Here is an 18,227-nt window from a genome sequence, read left to right as displayed (position 1 = left end):
CGTTTTCTATATATGAAAACGATAATGTGGGATTTGTTTTCCGAATATTGATTTAATAACAGTAAACAGGGTAACGGATCTTTATAGAGAAGACGTGAAAAAGGGGCGTGGTTTTGTGCATTATGGAGAATTTGCTGTACGTACGTATTATCTAGCTGTATTTATTTTCGCTGCATGTGGAGCCCTGTTTATTCTACTTCCATTCTTGTTAAGAGATGTGCGGAAAAGAGCAAAAATGGTATCGATTGTGTTAGGGAGTGTGATCGTCATTCTTTCGATTCTCTTCTTCTTTACAGTGGATGCGTGGGCTGTTTTTAAATTATTTGAATTCTAAGTGCGAGCTGTTTTATAGTACTGAATATGATTTTATCTGAGGTGAAACGGATGACTGGTCATTGGAGAAAGTACGGTGTGTTGGCAAGTATGTATCTTTTCATTGGAGCTGGGATTTTTTATTTTTTTGACGGCAAGGCTTTTCCGATCGTCTTTCTTTCAATGGGCTTCGCTTTTTGGATTAGTTTAGCCGTCTGGATAAGCTGGAGTAAGAAGAGCGGCAGTCGTCGTTCTTAATGTTGTAGACTTCAATTTCTAAAAGATAATCGTTTTCTACGTTTAAGTTATCCTCTTAGTTCTACTTATCGCGAATTCATTAAAAATTGTAATGTATATGGATGGCTCGTCAATGAATTCGATGTTGAGATTAGACGTAATATTAATCAGAAATTAAATACGAACAACTATAATTTGAAGTATAGAGTGTGTTTAGAATCGTACCATTCAAAATAGCTTTTAATATACGGGGCGCTGAGAGGGATATTAAATATTGTAAGCATGTTTCTTTAGATTCTTGAAATCTAGTAATCAACCTTTTTTTAAAATGTTACAGAGAAATATCGAAATTGTAAAAATTTCCTTTTATAATAGATTTATGGTCTCGAAAGGCAAGCGACAACTGCCCGCATCCCCACGAGGGGAGGTGACTATATGAGAATTTGCCCGCCAAACTCCCGTGTGGAAAGACTCAGGAGAGAAAAAGAGAAAACAACAAAAAAGAGACAGTCCATAGCCATTGGCTGTGTTGTCCCAATTTTTGTTGTTATACTCGAATATGTTCTCGGCATGTTCAGATAATAACTTCGTAAAAGAAGTAGGATACTCTATAGACTACATTAGGCACTAATCAGAAAAAGGTTTGGCAGAACCTTAGATTAGTTGTTGTTGACCATTTTGGGGACGCTTAATACGTTTATGGGGTAATCCTATTTTATTATTATGATCATTAATGAGAAATCAATACAAAAAAAGCAAAACAACCAGATGGCAGTCTGGTTGTTTTTTTGCGAAAACCTTTGTAAATGAGAATGATACTTAAAAAGACTTTCGCCGGATGACTATACAAAAATAGTAGCCCGCCAAGGCTGTCATTCTTCTTTTATTATATTCCCTTTAATTAATTTTGTAAACGATTGTAGAAAATAAATAGAAAGATTGACTCGTTATCTATATGGGAGAGAATCGCCACTAAATTTGAAAAGCGAAAACCCGTGTGGTTACACGGGTTCACGCTTATATTTGAAACTAAAGAGTCGTTTGAGCACGATGGTGAGAGTGAAAATGATGATAAGAATGAGGGTAATCGTGGCGCCTGGTGGTGTACCGAATTCATAAGAGGTGACTAAGCCACTCAACATGCCTGTTAGCGCAATTGGAATGCCGATGAGGATGGTGCTGGCGAAGCTGCGACTAATGCGCATGGAAATGGCTGCGGGCAAAATGAGAATAGCCGATACTAAGAGCGAGCCGACAATTGGCATAATGACCGCAATCGTGACGCCAATTAATACGTTAAATAAGATGGACATCGTTTTTACAGGTAAGCCAGCGGTAAAGGCTGTTTCCTCATCAAAGATTAAGACGTACATCGCTTTGCGAAAGACGAAATAAAGGGTGAAAAGGATAGCGGCTAAGATGTACAGCATCCATACTTGTTCTTGGCTGATCGTCACGATAGAGCCGAATAGAAATTGGTTAATGTTCAGCGTGGTTCCGCCTTGATTCAAGCTCATTAGAAACAGGGCGAGAGCCATTCCGGCAGACATGAGAATCGCAATCGATACTTCAGAATAAGAGCGATAGAGCATCCGCACGTACTCAAGCAAAATGGCTATTGCCACAACCATGAGCATATTGGTCCATGTCGGGTTGATGCTGACTAATAAACCGAGGGCGACACCAGCTAAAGACACGTGGGCCAAGGTATCTGCCATTAACGATTGCCGGCGCAAGATGAGAAAGAGTCCAAGCATCGGCGCAATGAGTGAGATCAGGAAGGAGGCTTGGAAAGCTCTTTGCATGAATCCATAGAGAAACATCTCCAAGGTAAGTCCTCCTTTCGAACAAGCTCAATATGCTTGTTGCAGTAGTTGCGTAGTTCCGCATGGTCGTGAGATACCATTAAAATGCCTTTTCCGTGTACCTCGCTATTGTGCTGCAAGAGCTTATAAAATGCTTCTCTGGATTTAGCATCCATCCCTGTTGTTGGCTCATCTAAGACAAATAAATCTGCGTCGGTCGCAAAGACACGTGCAATGGAGATGCGTTGCTTTTGTCCACCTGACAGTTCGCCAATTTTTTTGTGGCGCATGTCCCACATGCCAACGGATTCGAGGGATTTTCGTACATGTTCTCTGTCCGTTTGATTCAGTCGTTTAAACCACTTTCCTTTTTGGTATCGTCCCGATTGGACTAATTCGAGGACGGTGCTCGGAAAGCCGACATTGAAAGAAGCGACTTGCTGGGGCACATAGCCGACAACGAGTTTTTCTCCGGCTTGATTTGTCGGAGATAGGGAGACGTCGCCGACGGAAGGCTTTAAGATACCTAAAATCGTGCGCAATAACGTTGTTTTTGCTGCACCATTTTCACCTGTCAGCATGATGAAGTCACCTGGGTTTAATTCAAAAGAGATGTTGGTGAGAACGGGTTCCTTCTCGTAGTGGAACGATAGTTCATTCACTTTAATGTAGTACACGTCAATTCGACCTTTCTTCATGCTTTACATGTTGCTTATTGAATGCTTTGTTGTAGGGCTTCAAGGTTTTGGCGCATGGCCTCTACGTATCCTAAATCATTTTCTAGTAATTCTTCTGATAACACTTCAAGGTCATACAAGACGGCTGTTTCTGTCCCGGTTTCTGTCGCAACGGTTTGAGCAATGGAGGAGTTTGCTCCTTGTTGATAATAGATAACAGGTACGTCATATTCGTCTATCAGTTCGCCAATCTCAGCCATTCGTGACGGACTTGGTTCAATCTCCGTGGATAGGCCACCAATCGCGATCTGTTCTAAGTCATAGCGATCGGCAAGGTAGCCGAATGCTTGATGTTGAACAACGAACGTCCGATTTTCTGCGCCTTCTAATGCAGCGCGATAGTCTTCATCTAGTGCTTGTAATTCATTAATAAACTGATCCGCATTTTCCGTGTAAGTTTGTTCGCCGTCAGGGTCCGCTTCGATTAATGCATCGCGAATCATCATGACTTGGTCTTGTGCAAGAACCGGATCTAACCAGATGTGCGGGTCTTGATCGTCATGGTCATCGATGAGGACGTGAACAGAAGGAGATTCGGCATGAACGTTGTGGTCATCATCGTAAAGGACGGCTTTGACATCGAAACTTTCGCCAGTTGTTTTGTGTTCAAAATGGCTTGAGTCTTGTTCTGGAACGGCTTGCCATTCATCTTCATGCTCTTCTTTTTTGAACCAGTGCCAGTGATCGTACGCCACATCTTCTTGGGTTTCGGCTTGGAGTGTGACCACATCACCTGTATGATAGTGATCGGCTAATCCGACAATCTCAATTGGTTCATCGCTTGAAGGGGCATGATCATGCTCCTCTTCGTCGTGATGGTGATCGTCGTGGTTGTCAATTTCAATCGCCACTGCTTCTGACTCAGCGAACACATTATGGTCGTTATCATAGAGAACGGCCTGAACGTCAAAGCTCGCGTCTTCAGCTGTCACAGAAAAGGTGTCTGTGCTCTGCCCAGAAACGGCTGACCATTCTTCGCTTTCATCGGCGCGCTGGTACCAATGCCAGTGATCGTAGTCCACGTCCTCAGACACTTCAGCTGTTAGTGTTACATCATCACTGGTATGGTAATGATCCGCTACTCCGTCAACCGTGATGTCGCCTGCGTCGGCATGATCGTGATGCGCATCTTCTAAGCCGTCTGCTGCACGGGCAATAACGAGGTCGTCATTTTCAATGGTATTGAACAAGCTGTCGACCCAAAATTCCATTTCTTCGCTACTGTAAACAAAGACGTCCGCTTCATTGACGGCTGCCACATCTTGCGCACTCGGTTCATAGCCATGGGCATCTTGTCCTTCCGACACCATCAACTGAACATTTGCTCGATCGCCAGCTACTTGTTTTGTAAATTCATACATCGGCAGGAAGGAGGCGACGACATTTACATCAGCGTCTTGGCCTGTTGTTCCTTCACTTTGGCACCCCATTAACACGATCATGGCGGATAGACCAACGAATAGGGGTTTTACGGTTTGTTTCATCTTTTTTGAACTCCTTTACTTAGAACGAAATGAGGGAGAAGAGGCGCATTTGCCTTCTCTCCCTAAGGATTAGTGCGCTAATTGATCACGGACAATTCCATCTGCATCAAGGGAAGATGGGTAGTACGTTGGCCAATGCTCGACTTCATCAAGCAGTTCTTCGCGATCGTCTCCCCAGTAGAGGTGGAAGTGACTAGACTCTTGAGGGGCAATAATATGATCACTGAATTGAATGTACTGGGGCATGTTTTCTGCTTCCTCTGTTAGTGAATAGATAAAGCGGACACCACGGTTTCCTTTTTCATATGTAAGGATTTCGTAGCCGTCATACACATAGTCTCCAGAATATTCTTGATTATTCTCATAAAACGTCACATGACCGTCATCAATGGTGATGCGCTCTACATCCGTTTCATAGCCTGTTGTGTAGTAGTCTTTGTATTCTTCTGCTGTCATATCGCCTTCTTCCGCTTTGTGCGCGAAGACTTCATCTAAGTCGCCATTTTGAAGATATGGATAGACAGATTGCCAGTCGCCTTCCCAGTCAGATAGCTCTCGGTCCGCTACTTGGTCATCATCAAAATAGCCTTGATAGATTGATTTGCTTTCTTCATCGTGACCGTGGTGGTCATCAATCATGATCGTCACTGGGTCCGATTCCGCTGCCACTTCATGGTCATCCCCATAAAGAACTGCTTTTACTTCTAAGCCATCTTCAGCTTCCATTGAAAAGGTATCGCCTTCCTGACCAGATGCGACTTCCCAATCGTCTTGACCGGTTTCTTTGGTATACCAATGCCAGTGATCGAGTTCATCAGAACCACTTACTGTTGCAGCTAGTTCAACGGTATCGCCTGTATGGTAATGATCCCCTAGACCCGTAATATCCACTTCAACGGCTTCCTGCTCCTCGCTTGATGTAGGTTGCTCATCTGCTGAGGTACTTGTTTCGTTTGTTCCTTCGTTTGTGTCCTGGCAAGCTGCTAGAGTAAGACTTAATGCAAGTGCACTAAGATATAATGATGATTTCTTCAAACTGAACGCCCCTTTATTTTCTTAATCGTAATCGTTACGATTTATAATTTATAATTAAATGTGAAACTTGTCAAGGATTAAATCATTTTTTCTTAGAGTGATGAGATTGGTAGATGGAGCAACGTCCGCATAATAGAAAGAGAAAGGATGATGAGTTAATCATGATTATAGTGAATAAATTTTTATTCGTATGAAGAGGAGAGAGAACATTCTATTGTCAAAGAAAAACGACCATGCTATAATTCGTAATCATTACGATTTAGAAAAAGAAAAGGTGGGAATAACATGGCGAAAAAGTCGAAAGTTGTAAAGGAACAAAAGCGTCAGGAACTGGTTCAACGTTATGCAGAACGACGTAAAGAATTAAAAGAAAAGGGCGATTACGCAGCACTTGCGAAGTTGCCAAGAGATTCTTCTCCTTCTCGTTTAACGAGAAGATGTCGTGTGACTGGTCGACCGAGAGGGGTATTAAGAGATTTCGAATTATCGAGAATCGCGTTTCGGGAGCTTGCGCATAAGGGGCAAATTCCTGGTGTGAAAAAAGCAAGTTGGTAAGAGTTTGCTTTTGCCAGACACAATCACGATACTTGTTAAAATTTCTGAAAAGGGATTTTAACAGGTATTTTTGCGTGTTAACGTCTACTAGAATGGTAAAGTTGGTTTGATGTGAGGGAAGGTAACACACGCCATAAAAGGTGAGTGGAAAATGTATACATATGTAAGGTTAGTCGCTATTTTTATTGTGAGTTGGTATATCGTGGAGCGCTTTATTCTGTCTAATTTAGGTTGGAGCGAACCTGTCTTATTTCTCTTTGTTGGAAGTTTATTTTTGACTGTGACAATAATCATGGTAAAGGATAAACCGACAAGGAATGAGAAGGTGTACGCTGTTCTGACGCTAATCCTGTTGGTTGTACCGGGATTCTACTTCGGTATTCAGTCGATCCTGTCTAACAAATTGTTTTGATCATACAACTAGCCATTATTTGTTCTCCGCTCATGGTAAACTAGTAGAAAGACACATCGATGTAGGAGCAGGGGATGGATAGTGTAGAGACGTTAAAACAAATTGCCAAAACGTTAAATGAAGGAGAGCGGTTAGAAGAGATTCTTCAAGCTGTGCTCGAATCGCTTCTTGAGACGACTGGGCTTGAAACAGGTTGGATATTCATTGTGTCAGCTGAGGGAACGCAGAAACTCGTGGCGCAAGCGGGATTGCCAGAGGGCTTGAGTCATCGCCAATGTGCGCCGCTTAAAGAGGGCACGTGCTATTGTGTAAACAAGTATAAAAACGGTGAGCTCCACGAACCGATTAATATTATGAATTGTAAGCGGTTAAAGCTAGCTAAAGAGAATGACTGGGGCGAGACGAATGGATTAGCGCGACATGCGACCATTCCGATTAAGGCAGGCGTCGAGTCTTTAGGGGTAATTAACGTGGCTTCGCCAGAGATTGATGAATTTTCGCTGAAAGAATTGGAATTGTTTGAAACGGTTGCGTATCAAATTGGGGCGACGATTAAGCGGTTCAATGCGTATACGGAAGAGCAGAAGCAATCGTTTTTACTTGGTCAATTAGGGAAATATCTAGCCCATCAGCAGAATTCGGAACATGAAGACGAGTATTTAGTAACGATTGGCGATACGCTTCAGACCTTTTTTCAATGGAAGGGCGTTTGGTTAACGTTCAATGGTTGGTCGACGTTCACAGGTGAGCGTGGGTTCTACATGAAAACGGTTAAGCTTCAATTGGAGGATGATGTTTTTAAATTGAGCGTTTTTAGTGACCAGCATCTTACGAGTGTGGACCCTGTATTGTATGAAGTGTTGACCCATATTTCCTTACAGTTAAAGCAGTTTGAGCTGAAGCGACAGCAACAGCAGTTATTGCGTCGAGAAGAGCGGAATCGGCTTGCCCGGGATTTGCACGATAGCGTCAATCAGTTGTTGTTTTCGCTCATCATGCATGCCAAGGGTGTTGAGCGGAAAGTTGAGGATTTGGAATTAAAAGCGTCGATTGGTCATGTGCATCAGCTAGGGAGTCAAGCGCTGGCAGAGCTAAAAGATTTAACACGACAGTTGCGCCCCGAGGGGTTAGAGTCGGGCATTGCGGCAAAAGTCGAAGCTTATGCACGGCTCATTGGCTTGGATGTTGAGGTTGAAATTGATGGATTAAAGCATCTTGGGGAACCGTTGGAAGTTTGTTTGTGGAGATTGATCCAAGAAGCCTTAAATAATTGCCAGAAACATGCTGGAACGAATGATGTGCTGGTGCGAATTCGTTTTGCGAGCGAAAGTGTGATTGTCCAAATTTCCGATCAGGGTGTCGGGTTTGAAATGGATAAAGTACAAAAAGGAATGGGTCTATTAAATATGAAGGAACGGGTGCAAGAAATGAACGGAGCGCTCGACATTCGATCTGCATTACATAAAGGAACTACGGTAGAAATCCGTTTGCCGTTAGGGCGTATGGGAGGAGAACAGCGATGAAGATTATGATTGTTGACGACCATACTGTCGTGCGAAAGGGGTTAATCTTTTATCTTGAAACGATAGAAGATTTGGAGATTGTTGGAGAGGCGAGCAACGGGGAAGAGGCGCTCCAACTGCTTTCGACCGTAGAGCCAGATTTAATTTTAATGGATTTGTTTATGCCTGTTTTAAACGGTATGGAGGCGACGAAGCGAATTAAAGCGAATTTTCCAGCTATCAAAATCCTCGTCCTTAGCTCGTTTTCCGATAAAGACCATGTTATCCCAGCGTTACAAGCTGGGGCAGATGGCTATCAATTAAAGGATATTGATCCGGAACAACTTGTTGAGACGATGCGCGCCGTTATGGAAGGGGAAAACAAACTTCACGATAAAGTAACGAAATTTGTGTTAAATCGAATTGCGACGCCGATGTCCGAAGAAGAGCAAGCAATTGGCCACTTAACGAAACGTGAAAAAGATGTTCTCGTTGAAGTGGCGTCAGGGTTCAGCAATAAAGAGATTGCAGATCGGTTAGGGATTACGGAAAAAACGGTTAAAACGCATTTATCGAATGTGTTCTCGAAACTTCATGTGAACGATCGGACGCAAGCGGCGTTGTTTGCGGTGAAGCATGGCTTGATGTAGATGGGATTTCTAGTAATTCAATGAGTTCGTTGTTGATGCCGCGGAAATAGACAACGTTCCAGCCGTTTTCGAGGGTGTACGGCCCTTCTTCAACTGGGACGTGGTGGCGGGAAAAGCGCGCCAGATCTAATTCAAATGTCTCGGTACGAAACGCAAGGTGAATGGAGGAAGAACACGGTTCTTCCTCTTTTTTTGTTTGTGAAGAAACGAGTTCGATTCGCATGGCGTCGATTTGTAAGAAAACGAGTTCTTCTCCATTTAGCATCATTCGATCGACGAGTGTTGCGTCAAATAAATTGCGATAAAACGCAATCGAGCGGTCGATGTCGTGTACATCGATTCCGATATGATGGACGAACATGATCGATGCCTCCTCTACAGCATTAAATGAAGATCGCCAAACTCATGCCAAAGGTATTCGTGTTGCAACGCTTGTTGGTAGCTTACGAGCAGGGTGTCATCGGATAAAAACGCTCGTAATAAATCAAGATGACTGGAGTGCGGTTCATGAAGGCCAGACAGTAAGCCATCCACAAGCTGTAACGGTGTCTCTTTCTTAATGTATAGATTGGTTTCGCCTTTGCAAACATGTGGCGCTTGCGCATAGGTTTCGAGGGCACGAACAACCGTTGTGCCAACTGCAATGATGCGGCCCCCTTTCGCTTTTGCCTGTTGAATGGCGGTCACTGTATCATCTGGAATTTCATAGGATTCTGGATGATGGGTAGGGTTTGGCCATTGGTTGTTTTCGTAATAGCTAATGCCAGCGTGTAAGGTCAGAAAGCCGACTTGAATCTGGTGTTTTTGAAGTGCTTGAATGAGTGTCCAGGAAAATGCCCGGCCAGCGGAAGGCATTTCAATGGAGCCAGGTGCCGAAGCGAAGACGGTTTGATACGCTTCAAGTGGCCATGGCGTGTTGATGTATTCATACCGAATCGGTTCCCCGTATTTATGGAGGTAAGACAACATCGGTTCGTTTACGTGATGAAACATGATTTGTGTTAACGGTGCCTCGCTTCCAGTGCCAAGAAGTTCAACCATCACTCCTTCCTGTAGGTTGATCTCTGAAGCATTGGCGTCGTTGTTAAGAATTAATGCTTCCCACTCCCATTCACTAAGCTGTCTGGCTAAACGAATCGTCACTTGTTGAGATTCGCTAAAAAGCTGAGCTGGAATCGTTCGGCTTCGGTTAAAAATCAGCAAGTCATTTGGTTGTAACAGTTGTGGCAGGTCGTTTAACTGGCGATGGTGAATACCGTCCATCCCTCTCTCTGTATGGAGGAGTTTCACATTTTCACGATTAACGTTGATATGCTCAGCAGGCGTATGAGCATGAAGATGTTTAGGTAATGTGAAAGCGTCGTGTAGCGAGATGAGATTGGTCATGATCCAACCTCCTCTAGGTAACGGTAGATGTCAAACCGTTTTCCATTAACCGTTCCTCGGTTTTGTAAAATTTGGTCAAACAGCGGCATCAGTTCCTCTGTTTCTAATAGTGGGTAATCGCAATCAGGAACAGCAAGGTCATGCATAGCTGTATTCATTTCACCTGGATCGAGTAAACAAATTTCCGTTTTGGTGTCGGACAGTTCATCTGCCCACGTTTCGGTTAACCCTTCTAGCGCAAATTTGGATACGCCGTATGCTCCCCATTCTGCAAAACCAGTCTTACCGGCGGCGGACGTGATATTGATGATCAGTCCTTGATTATTTGCGAGCATTGTTGCAAGAGCGCGTTTTGTCATGAGAAAAGGGTTCAGCACATTGGTGGTAAGCACCTCTTGAAACGTCTGCTCCTCATAATCAGCTAATTGGCGCGGGCCAGAGCCGAAGATGGACGCATTGTTGATTAATACATCGATGGTTCCAAAGGTGGCTTCCACGACGGAGACAAACCGATCCACGTCTTGTGCATGTACAACGTCTGCTTGAACAGCAATGACTTCAGCGCCAAGTTGTCGTGCTTCTTCTGTTACGTGTGCTAACGCTTCTTCATTCCTTGCGCAAAGGGCTAAGCGGTAGCCTTTCTTTGCAAAATGGAGCGCTAACGTACGCCCCAGTCCTCTGGATGCACCTGTAATGACGATCACTTCTTTCATTTTATCCAACTCCTTCGTTTTGTTCCTTTCATTGTACGAAAGAGGAGAATGTTTTGAATCGTTGAAAAGAGGGAGGGGGAAGTAAGAAATTTGCATGAGGACAACTCAGACAAAAGTCGTAGAAGGGGGCGATTAAACTCTTGTGTTGATGAAGGCCTTAGACGGCGACTCCCTTAGAGCAGCAGTCTGAACGGTGGTGTTTCGTCTGTCGTTAGAGGTTTTTTAAAGGCGTATCTCGTCTTCATCCAATCGTTTCAGCCAGATTGCGATCTGCAAGGGAACACTGTCGTCAAAAAGTTGTGGGTCATAGCCTGTGCTGTCTTGAATCTTCTTTAAACGATACACGAGTGAATTGCGGTGAATAAACATTGATTTGGCGCACTCGCCAATATTGCCGTTGTGGGTAAAGAAGTGTTCAAGGGTGTCGATGTATTTTTCTGCAAGATCAGCTAAAATCGACTCATAGTAGTGCCTTTGCGAGTGCGAAGGGGTTTCACGCAACAACGCTCGAGTTTGAACATCTTGAAAGGAAGTGATAGGACCTGTTCCTAACTCAAGCCCAGCTTTCGCTTCATGATAAGAGGATGCAATTGAAAAAAGGTCATTTCGCGCAGTACCTGTAGCGATGTGAAACGAGACGTTCTTTTGCTGGAGCAGACCGTGAAGCTTTTGCATCTTTTTTGATAGGGTGTCAGAAGCCTGTGCCGTCGTTAACAGATAAACTTGATCTACTGTTACATAGCCAATTAATGTGGTGTGTTCGTTAAAAAACGTTGAAATGTAGTTCAGCAACGCGCTCCGCTTCATGTTTATGGCATTTGCACGAATCAGGCTTACTTGAAAAGGTGGAACAAGCTGAAACGGTGCTTGTTTCACCTGATCTTCAATTACTTGTGGCGACACGTTTTCTTGAATCAGTTCATGAAAGAGTTGATCACGTACGCGCTGCTTCCATTCGGACTGTTCAAAAACATGGGCTTGGGTGATCATCATCTCGGTATTCATTTTGACAAGTTCGCCAAACTCCCATATCTCATCTGGATTACCTGTAATCCCAATCACACCAATGATCTTTCCTTGGAATTCAATCGGCAGGTTTATTCCAGGCTTGGCGGTCATCCATTTCGCCAAATCTTTTTTGTGGATCGTTAAGCTCTTGCCGGTTTTTAACACTTGAACGGCACCGTCATGGATTTGATTGACGCGCGTCGAATCCGATGAGGCAAGGATCATCCCTGTATGATTCATAATGTTAATGTGTCGTTTTAAACGTTTTGTTGTCTGTTCCACTACTTCAATCGCAATGTCATTTGTTAACATGTGCATGCCTCCTTCACATAGGGTGTGTAGTCTGTTTTTAAGAAAGAAATTCATTCATACACAAATAATGATACAAAAAATACATCTTTTTTGTCTATCATACACGATGATTAATCCTTCTATGCAACATATAATGGAACATATACGAAATAGGTAAGGTGGTTACAAAATGAAACTAGTGATTGCACCAGACTCTTTTAAAGGAAGCTTGTCCGCTGTAGAGGTGGCAGAAGTCATGAAACGCGCCATCTCGAAAGCGCTTCCGCAAGCTGAGGCGGTTTTAGTTCCTGCTGCTGATGGAGGAGAAGGCACGATGGATAGCCTTGTTGCCGCAACAGGTGGTAAGAAAACCGCCGTTACGGTGCAAGGGCCTACTTGTCAGCCGGTAAAAGCCGAGTATGGGGTATTAGGCGATAACGAGACGTGTGTGATTGAAATGGCGAGTGCGTCAGGACTTGTATTAATTCCGGCCGATGAGCGCAACCCGATGGTGACAACGACATACGGAACAGGTGAGCTTATCAAGGCGGCTTTAGATGCTGGCTATCAATCGTTTATTTTAGCGGTTGGCGGTAGCGCGACCAATGATGGAGGAGCGGGCATGCTTGAGGCGCTTGGGATGAAGCTGTTAGATCGAGATGGAGAAGCTGTTGGATTTGGCGGGGAAGAGCTCGGGCGCATCGCTTCTATTGACGATTCTCTTTTTGATAAACGAATTGCCCAATCGACTTTTATGATTGCATCAGATGTGCAGAATCCTTTTGTTGGTCCAACAGGGGCATCAGCAGTGTTTGGCCCGCAAAAAGGCGCGACGCCAGAAATGGTTGCGACGCTGGATCGCCACTTAACAAAATGGGCTGATTTAATTGAAGAAAAGACGACGATTCGTCTTCATGATCGTGCAGGGGCAGGTGCTGCTGGCGGGATTGGTGGAGCTTTTCAAGCGTTCTTCCCATCATCTATGAAGCGAGGCATTGATCTTGTCATTGAGTATACAGGTTTGGAGCAAAAACTTGAAGGCGCTGATCTTGTGTTAACAGGAGAAGGGCAGATTGATTACCAGACCGCCTCTGGAAAAACACCGATGGGCGTAGCGGAAGCGGCGAACAAGCAGGGAATTCCGGTTATTGCGATAGCAGGTTCCGTTGGTCAAGGGATTGAAGAACTCTATCAATATGGGATGACAAGTGTCTTCAGCATTGTAAAAGGACCAATGGAATTGCAGCAAGCGATTGAGCATTGCGAGGAATATGTCGCGTTTACAACAGAGCAAGTCGTTCGAACGTTTTTTGCATCTCGAAACTAAATAAGGAGCAGGTTAACATGCCTGCTCTAAAAGGGGGTTAGGTTGATGTTATTTTTGATTATTGCCTTAGGGGTTCTACTCATTATCGTCGCAACGTCTAAATTTAAAGTTCATCCGTTCTTATCCTTATTAATGGGGACCTTATTTGTTGGATTTGCATCTGGAATGTCATTTGATTTAATCGTTGAAAGCATTAATTCCGGTTTTGGAAATCTGTTAATGAGTATCGGCCTTGTTATTGTGTTCGGTACAATCATTGGGGTCATTTTAGAAAAAGCAGGTGCGGCGTATCGAATGGCAGAGGTCGTCCTTCGAATTGTGGGTCCAAAGCATCCTCAGCTTGCGATGAGCATTATTGGATTTATTGTATCGATTCCTGTATTTTGTGATTCTGGATTTATTATTTTAAACAGTTTAAGGAAAGCGCTATCAAAACGAGCGAAGGTTTCAATGGCTTCCATGTCTGTTGCACTAGCAACAGGGCTTTATGCAACTCATACCCTTGTTCCACCTACGCCAGGACCAATCGCGGCGGCAGGGAATATTGGCGCTGATGCTTACTTAGGCACGGTGATCTTTATTGGATTCATCGTTGCCGTCCCTGCAACGTTAGTTGGTTATCTCTGGGCGATTAAAGTGGCAACGAAGATTGAGGTACCAGAAGATGTGTCGGCAACCGATGAAGAATTCGATTACGATAAGGTCGTTGCTTCATTTGGAAAAATGCCATCAACCTTCTCAGCATTTTTACCCATTCTCTTGCCGATCCTGTTAATTGCAGCAGGCTCGATTTTAACCGTCGCCGAAGTTGATAACGCTGTAGCCGCGTTTTTTGTTTTCTTAGGAAAACCAGTCATTGCGCTGTTAGTAGGGGTTATTGCAGCCCTGCCTTTACTTCCAGCTTTTAATGAGGAGACCCTAAATGGCTGGGTCGGGCAAGCCTTAAAAGATGTCGCGCCTGTGTTGTTAATTACAGGAGTCGGCGGGTCATTTGGAACGGTCATTCGAAACTCAGGTGTGGAAGAAATTATTCAAAACTGGGAGATCGGCGGAATGTTTACTGGCGCGATGTTTTTGCTGGTGCCATTCTTCATTGCCGCAGCGTTAAAAACAGCGCAAGGTTCCTCCACAACCGCACTCGTCATCACGTCATCCCTGGTTGCACCGATGTTGCCTGTAATGGGAATTGAAGGAGCGGTTCCATTAGCCCTGGTCGTGATGGCTGTCGGCGCCGGTGCGATGACGGTATCGCACGTTAATGACAGTTACTTCTGGGTCGTGACGCAATTTACCGGCATGAAGGTAAACGATGCGTATAAAGCACAAACAATGGCGACGCTTTTGCAAGGAATTGTCACCATTGTCATTACAATGATCTTATGGGTGCTTCTCGTATAAAAAAGAAACCAGCAGATGCTAAATTCTGCTGGTTTTTTCATGATTTAATTCGTCACTTCTTCTGATAAAAAAGTGGCCAGTTGCTGTTCGTGCTTATCAAGCATGATTTGTTCTGGTTGAACGCCGTTTGCCCGGAGCAGTTTAATCGTCTCTTGTAGAAATTCATCGCTACCGACAATGTAGAAAAGGCCATTTTCGTCAGACGTGAGTTTTTCCACTTCTTCATAATACGTTTTGCGATTGTCAACGAATTGTGCGGTGAAGTTCTTGTCTGCTGTTGTTTTGAAGATGCTTGGGAATAAGTAGTCTTTCGATGAATCAACATTAAGGGAATGAATCTGATTGACGTGATCGACACGGTCAAAATAATCGAGCACAAGCGGGCGGAATGTCGCAAGGCCCACGCCTGCTGATAATAAGTAAACATTTTTGTTTTCCCGCTTTAACGGCACATTAGAATGGGTTTTAAAAATCGCGACTTCATCGCCGATGCCAAGATTTCGTAAGATCGACTTGAATTCTGAGCATTGTTCTTTAATACGTGTCGTAATCCCAATCGATTGTTCATGCGGCAATGTGGAGATCGACATGTGGCGTATTAAGCTGCGGTTCGGTTTTTCGCCAGCATTAAAGCCTTCAAAAGCAAAGTGGGTGTGAGAGCCTTCTTCCCACGTAAATCCCTCAGGGGTATCAAGCATATATGTTTTTACTTCCGGTGTTTCGTCAATAATCTGATTAATTTTCGTCCAATAAATCTGCATGTGATCGTCTCCTTTTAAATGAGCTATCTGCTAGTTCTAAGTATACTAAAAATGATAATCATTATCAATTAAGTTTGGCGTATTTTTTAACATGAAAAACCGACCTCGAAAAAAGAGGCCGGCTATCTATCTAGCTCGAAAGATTGTACAACATGCATGTATTCATGTAAAAGGTCATCAGCCTCGTTGGAATCAGGGGAGAGAGTAAATTCAATTTCAAACACATAGTCATTCGTTTCATAAAGAAACTGATACTCTTCGAAGCCACTGTTATACTCGATTCGCATAGCGGTCGTGAAGAGACCACTATCGATTGTTTCATCTTCGTGCATAGCGTCAATTTTAACGACTTCATCTTCCTCATGGACAACAAAGTCCCGGGGGCGTTGAGCTCTAGCTTCTGTTTCTCGGCTTTGTGCGCCACGTTCGTCTACGCTTACTGACAAGCTCGACACATTGTTTTGTTGATCCAACGTTTCAGCGTCTGAATAATAATGAGAGAAATTGAAGCTGTACGGGTTCACACTGGGTGATGAATGGCTAAACTGTGCCATAGACGGTGCCCGAAAGGAGAATTTTGCGTCAGGGAAACTGTCTCCAAATTCTTCTGGATCATACGTAATCGGGTTAACGAAGTCGTAGTTCGGATTGTCTCTAAACTCAGTTGGATCGAATGTAAGATGATGGAGAGCATCATCAATGATTGGCTGATATTCTTCGATTTCATTGTTCGGAATCGTTACGGTAGCTGTGACATACGTGGTGTCTGTTTCCCCAACAAAGGCAACATGTTCATATGAATCTTCATCGTAATCGATTTGATGTGAAAACAAGCCAATTGGCTCGTCCATTTCCGTGAATGTAGCGTCTTTTAAACTGAATGACAGCATTTCATCGATATACTGCTCCAAGTGCTCATCTGGTGGATTTTCTACTGTTTCTAAAAACTCATTTAAAATTTGTTCGATCTCATCATCGTTTGGCTGATCAAGGACGTCATCCACATTCGTTAAGATGAATTGCTGGTACTTGTTTTCAGTCAGTATTTCTAATGTCGGCAACTCCGTTTTAAGGTCATCGAGGGAAGTTGTCGTTTCGATGTTTGCTTTCATTTCGTTGAACGTCTGTTCATGCCAAAACAACATACTGGATGGAGGGAGCCCAGAGTTATAGCGGGTCACCCGTTCGAATGACTCGTCCATCGTCATTTCATAGGCAGAGGGGATGATGTATTGGCGCATCTGATCATCCACATTTAAGTCTGGCGTACGGTTATAGACATGGTAGTCATAGCTGTACGTTACCAGTTCTTCGTTTTGGTCTTGGGACGAACAAGCAGATAAGAGCGCAACGGCTAAGCCTATAGGAATAAATTGTGTTTTCATGAAACCTCCGTGTTTTTACTCAAGGTAATCCCAGTCGTCTACATGCTGGATAAAAGATACAAGCTATTCCGTATTCGTACCATGAAGGGCTTCCCCGTTAATCAAGATGTTGCCATGTTCATTGAGTAAGAAGCGGAATGTTTCTTCATTTGTTTGTATTCGCACGGAATATTCCTCTCCGCCCTCGTAGGTACCCTTACGTATGTCCACATCAGTGAGCAAGGCATAAAATGTAGCTGCTACTTCAGAGTCCAGTCGGGTTATACCAAGTTCCAAGCCCTCTTCTTCAGTAAACGAAATGACGGTTATGGAACGAATGTCGTCTTGAGAAGGGAATCCTTCTAGATCAGTGAAATGAGTCGACTCGTTTATGGTGCACGCACTTAATACAAGCAAACTAAAAAGCGTTAAAACCAACGATTGCCCATACTTTTTCATGATCTCCCCTCCAATGAAAAGGTGTTAGCCATATCGTATCAAAAAAGATGAAAGACATGTGGTTGAACGCGACATTCTTACCATTATTTTCTGTAAATGTTCACTGGTAATTTGAACGTTTTATAAAGATAATGATATTGATAGTTCGACGATCACTAGAGGAGGAAGACGTGTGGGGTACATACACTCTGAAAAAAAGTGGACAAAAACGTGGAGACCGCTTTCCATAATCGGCTTTAAATACTTTCATGATGAAGACGGTAATCTTTATCGAAAAGTAGGAAACAAACTAAAGCGCGTGAATTAATAAATGACTCTGCAGACAACGATATGTCTGCAGAGTTTTTCATTAGAAAAGAGTCGATCACCTAAACGGTGACAATTGGATTATCTATTTATTAAATATAGAATTATATTTTTAAATAAGGGAAATGAGGTTCTTTCCCATTAATTATGGGGAACAATCGGTGTTTTCTAACAAACGAGAGTTGCGTCTGACGTCTGTTAAACAAGAAAAAGCAAGGCTTTACGCCTCGCTTCTACAGCTATAGTCTCCGGCGACCTGAAATAAGTTGGAATATAAGAACAACGAGTGCGATAACTAATAAAATATGTACAAGGTTTCCGCCGATTTCGCCAATGAAACCAAGCAACCACAAGACTAATAAAACGACTAATACTGTCCAAAGCATGTTGCGTTCCTCCCTTCTTAAAGAGTTACGTATCTTTTCCCTTTGTGGAAAAGGTGAAACTGAGAAGAACCTCCTCATTTAATCCCTTTAAAATGTAAA

The 18,227-nt window shown here is 43.5% G+C and carries 21 protein-coding genes; 9 read left to right on the top strand and 12 right to left on the bottom strand.

Annotation, left to right across the window (positions count from 1 at the left end; all coding sequences use genetic code 11):
* The first annotated feature begins 115 nt into the window (after positions 1 to 115).
* Both ABC361_RS17890 and ABC361_RS17885 read left to right on the top strand, forming a co-directional pair.
* Positions 116 to 334, top strand: coding sequence for a hypothetical protein (locus ABC361_RS17890; protein WP_413075204.1), 219 nt, complete (start codon positions 116 to 118; stop codon positions 332 to 334).
* A gap of 50 nt (positions 335 to 384) precedes the next feature.
* Complete coding sequence (locus ABC361_RS17885; protein ID WP_413075203.1) at positions 385 to 570, top strand: hypothetical protein; 186 nt, start codon at positions 385 to 387, stop codon at positions 568 to 570.
* Between the two features lie 980 nt (positions 571 to 1,550).
* On the opposite strand, the gene ABC361_RS17880 is transcribed toward ABC361_RS17885, so the two are convergent.
* The 4 genes from ABC361_RS17880 to ABC361_RS17865 all read right to left on the bottom strand — a co-directional run bounded on the left by ABC361_RS17880 (position 1,551) and on the right by ABC361_RS17865 (position 5,610).
* Positions 1,551 to 2,378, bottom strand: coding sequence for a metal ABC transporter permease (locus ABC361_RS17880; RefSeq protein ID WP_413075202.1), 828 nt, complete (start codon positions 2,376 to 2,378; stop codon positions 1,551 to 1,553).
* Positions 2,324 to 3,031, bottom strand: coding sequence for a metal ABC transporter ATP-binding protein (locus ABC361_RS17875; RefSeq protein WP_413075201.1), 708 nt, complete (start codon positions 3,029 to 3,031; stop codon positions 2,324 to 2,326). The genes ABC361_RS17880 and ABC361_RS17875 overlap by 55 nt, the downstream gene beginning before the upstream one ends.
* Positions 3,032 to 3,066: 35 nt before the next feature.
* Complete coding sequence (locus ABC361_RS17870) at positions 3,067 to 4,575, bottom strand: metal ABC transporter solute-binding protein, Zn/Mn family (RefSeq protein ID WP_413075200.1); 1,509 nt, start codon at positions 4,573 to 4,575, stop codon at positions 3,067 to 3,069.
* 69 nt (positions 4,576 to 4,644) lie between these two features.
* Positions 4,645 to 5,610, bottom strand: a complete 966-nt coding sequence (locus tag ABC361_RS17865; RefSeq protein ID WP_413075199.1) for a metal-binding protein ZinT — start codon at positions 5,608 to 5,610, stop codon at positions 4,645 to 4,647.
* A 285-nt stretch (positions 5,611 to 5,895) separates the two neighbouring features.
* Here ABC361_RS17865 and rpsN point away from each other — a divergent pair, with 285 nt between their 5' ends.
* From rpsN to ABC361_RS17845, 4 genes are all read left to right on the top strand, one after another.
* Positions 5,896 to 6,165, top strand: coding sequence for a 30S ribosomal protein S14 (rpsN, locus tag ABC361_RS17860; RefSeq protein WP_413075198.1), 270 nt, complete (start codon positions 5,896 to 5,898; stop codon positions 6,163 to 6,165).
* Between the two features lie 151 nt (positions 6,166 to 6,316).
* Positions 6,317 to 6,577 (top strand): hypothetical protein, encoded by a 261-nt coding sequence (locus tag ABC361_RS17855; protein ID WP_413075197.1) that lies wholly within the window; start codon positions 6,317 to 6,319, stop codon positions 6,575 to 6,577.
* A 74-nt stretch (positions 6,578 to 6,651) separates the two neighbouring features.
* A complete protein-coding gene (locus tag ABC361_RS17850) occupies positions 6,652 to 8,100 on the top strand; it encodes a GAF domain-containing sensor histidine kinase (protein ID WP_413075196.1) in 1,449 nt (482 codons plus the stop codon).
* Positions 8,097 to 8,729: a response regulator gene (locus ABC361_RS17845; protein WP_413075195.1), complete on the top strand. Its 633-nt coding sequence runs from the start codon at positions 8,097 to 8,099 to the stop codon at positions 8,727 to 8,729. Before ABC361_RS17850 ends, ABC361_RS17845 begins: the two co-directional genes overlap by 4 nt.
* Here ABC361_RS17845 and ABC361_RS17840 read toward each other — a convergent pair.
* From ABC361_RS17840 to ABC361_RS17825, 4 genes are all read right to left on the bottom strand, one after another.
* A complete protein-coding gene (locus ABC361_RS17840; protein ID WP_413075194.1) occupies positions 8,638 to 9,090 on the bottom strand; it encodes a VOC family protein in 453 nt (150 codons plus the stop codon). The genes ABC361_RS17845 and ABC361_RS17840 overlap by 92 nt on opposite strands.
* Positions 9,091 to 9,104: 14 nt before the next feature.
* Positions 9,105 to 10,115, bottom strand: coding sequence for an S-adenosylmethionine:tRNA ribosyltransferase-isomerase (locus ABC361_RS17835; protein WP_413075193.1), 1,011 nt, complete (start codon positions 10,113 to 10,115; stop codon positions 9,105 to 9,107).
* Entirely contained in the window at positions 10,112 to 10,828 is a 717-nt protein-coding gene (locus tag ABC361_RS17830) for an SDR family NAD(P)-dependent oxidoreductase (RefSeq protein WP_413075192.1), read from the bottom strand. Before ABC361_RS17830 ends, ABC361_RS17835 begins: the two co-directional genes overlap by 4 nt.
* Positions 10,829 to 11,050: 222 nt before the next feature.
* Positions 11,051 to 12,148 (bottom strand): CdaR family transcriptional regulator, encoded by a 1,098-nt coding sequence (locus tag ABC361_RS17825; protein ID WP_413075191.1) that lies wholly within the window; start codon positions 12,146 to 12,148, stop codon positions 11,051 to 11,053.
* Positions 12,149 to 12,317: 169 nt separating this feature from the next.
* On the opposite strand from ABC361_RS17825, the gene ABC361_RS17820 reads away from it, so the two are divergent.
* Together ABC361_RS17820 and ABC361_RS17815 are read left to right on the top strand one after the other, a co-directional pair.
* Complete coding sequence (locus tag ABC361_RS17820) at positions 12,318 to 13,454, top strand: glycerate kinase family protein (RefSeq protein WP_413075190.1); 1,137 nt, start codon at positions 12,318 to 12,320, stop codon at positions 13,452 to 13,454.
* A gap of 45 nt (positions 13,455 to 13,499) precedes the next feature.
* On the top strand, positions 13,500 to 14,852 hold the full coding sequence (locus tag ABC361_RS17815; RefSeq protein WP_413075189.1) for a GntP family permease: 1,353 nt from the start codon (positions 13,500 to 13,502) through the stop codon (positions 14,850 to 14,852).
* 44 nt (positions 14,853 to 14,896) lie between these two features.
* On the opposite strand, the gene ABC361_RS17810 is transcribed toward ABC361_RS17815, so the two are convergent.
* The 3 genes from ABC361_RS17810 to ABC361_RS17800 form a co-directional block, all read right to left on the bottom strand.
* Entirely contained in the window at positions 14,897 to 15,613 is a 717-nt protein-coding gene (locus tag ABC361_RS17810) for a dihydropteridine reductase (protein WP_413075188.1), read from the bottom strand.
* 122 nt (positions 15,614 to 15,735) lie between these two features.
* Positions 15,736 to 16,998, bottom strand: a complete 1,263-nt coding sequence (locus tag ABC361_RS17805) for a hypothetical protein (protein ID WP_413075187.1) — start codon at positions 16,996 to 16,998, stop codon at positions 15,736 to 15,738.
* Positions 16,999 to 17,061: 63 nt separating this feature from the next.
* The gene (locus ABC361_RS17800; RefSeq protein ID WP_413075186.1) at positions 17,062 to 17,436 is read right to left on the bottom strand and encodes a hypothetical protein; all 375 of its coding nucleotides are present in this window, start codon (positions 17,434 to 17,436) and stop codon (positions 17,062 to 17,064) included.
* A gap of 172 nt (positions 17,437 to 17,608) precedes the next feature.
* On the opposite strand from ABC361_RS17800, the gene ABC361_RS17795 reads away from it, so the two are divergent.
* Positions 17,609 to 17,743, top strand: coding sequence for a hypothetical protein (locus tag ABC361_RS17795; RefSeq protein ID WP_413075185.1), 135 nt, complete (start codon positions 17,609 to 17,611; stop codon positions 17,741 to 17,743).
* A gap of 238 nt (positions 17,744 to 17,981) precedes the next feature.
* Here ABC361_RS17795 and ABC361_RS17790 read toward each other — a convergent pair whose 3' ends face one another.
* Positions 17,982 to 18,128: a lmo0937 family membrane protein gene (locus ABC361_RS17790; protein ID WP_413075184.1), complete on the bottom strand. Its 147-nt coding sequence runs from the start codon at positions 18,126 to 18,128 to the stop codon at positions 17,982 to 17,984.
* Positions 18,129 to 18,227: the final 99 nt, after the last annotated feature.

The sequence above is a fragment of the Shouchella phoenicis genome, from assembly GCF_047238345.1.
Taxonomy (GTDB): domain Bacteria; phylum Bacillota; class Bacilli; order Bacillales; family Bacillaceae_D; genus Shouchella.
Note: the sequence above shows the minus strand (reverse complement) of the source record. Positions and strands in the feature narration are given on the sequence as shown.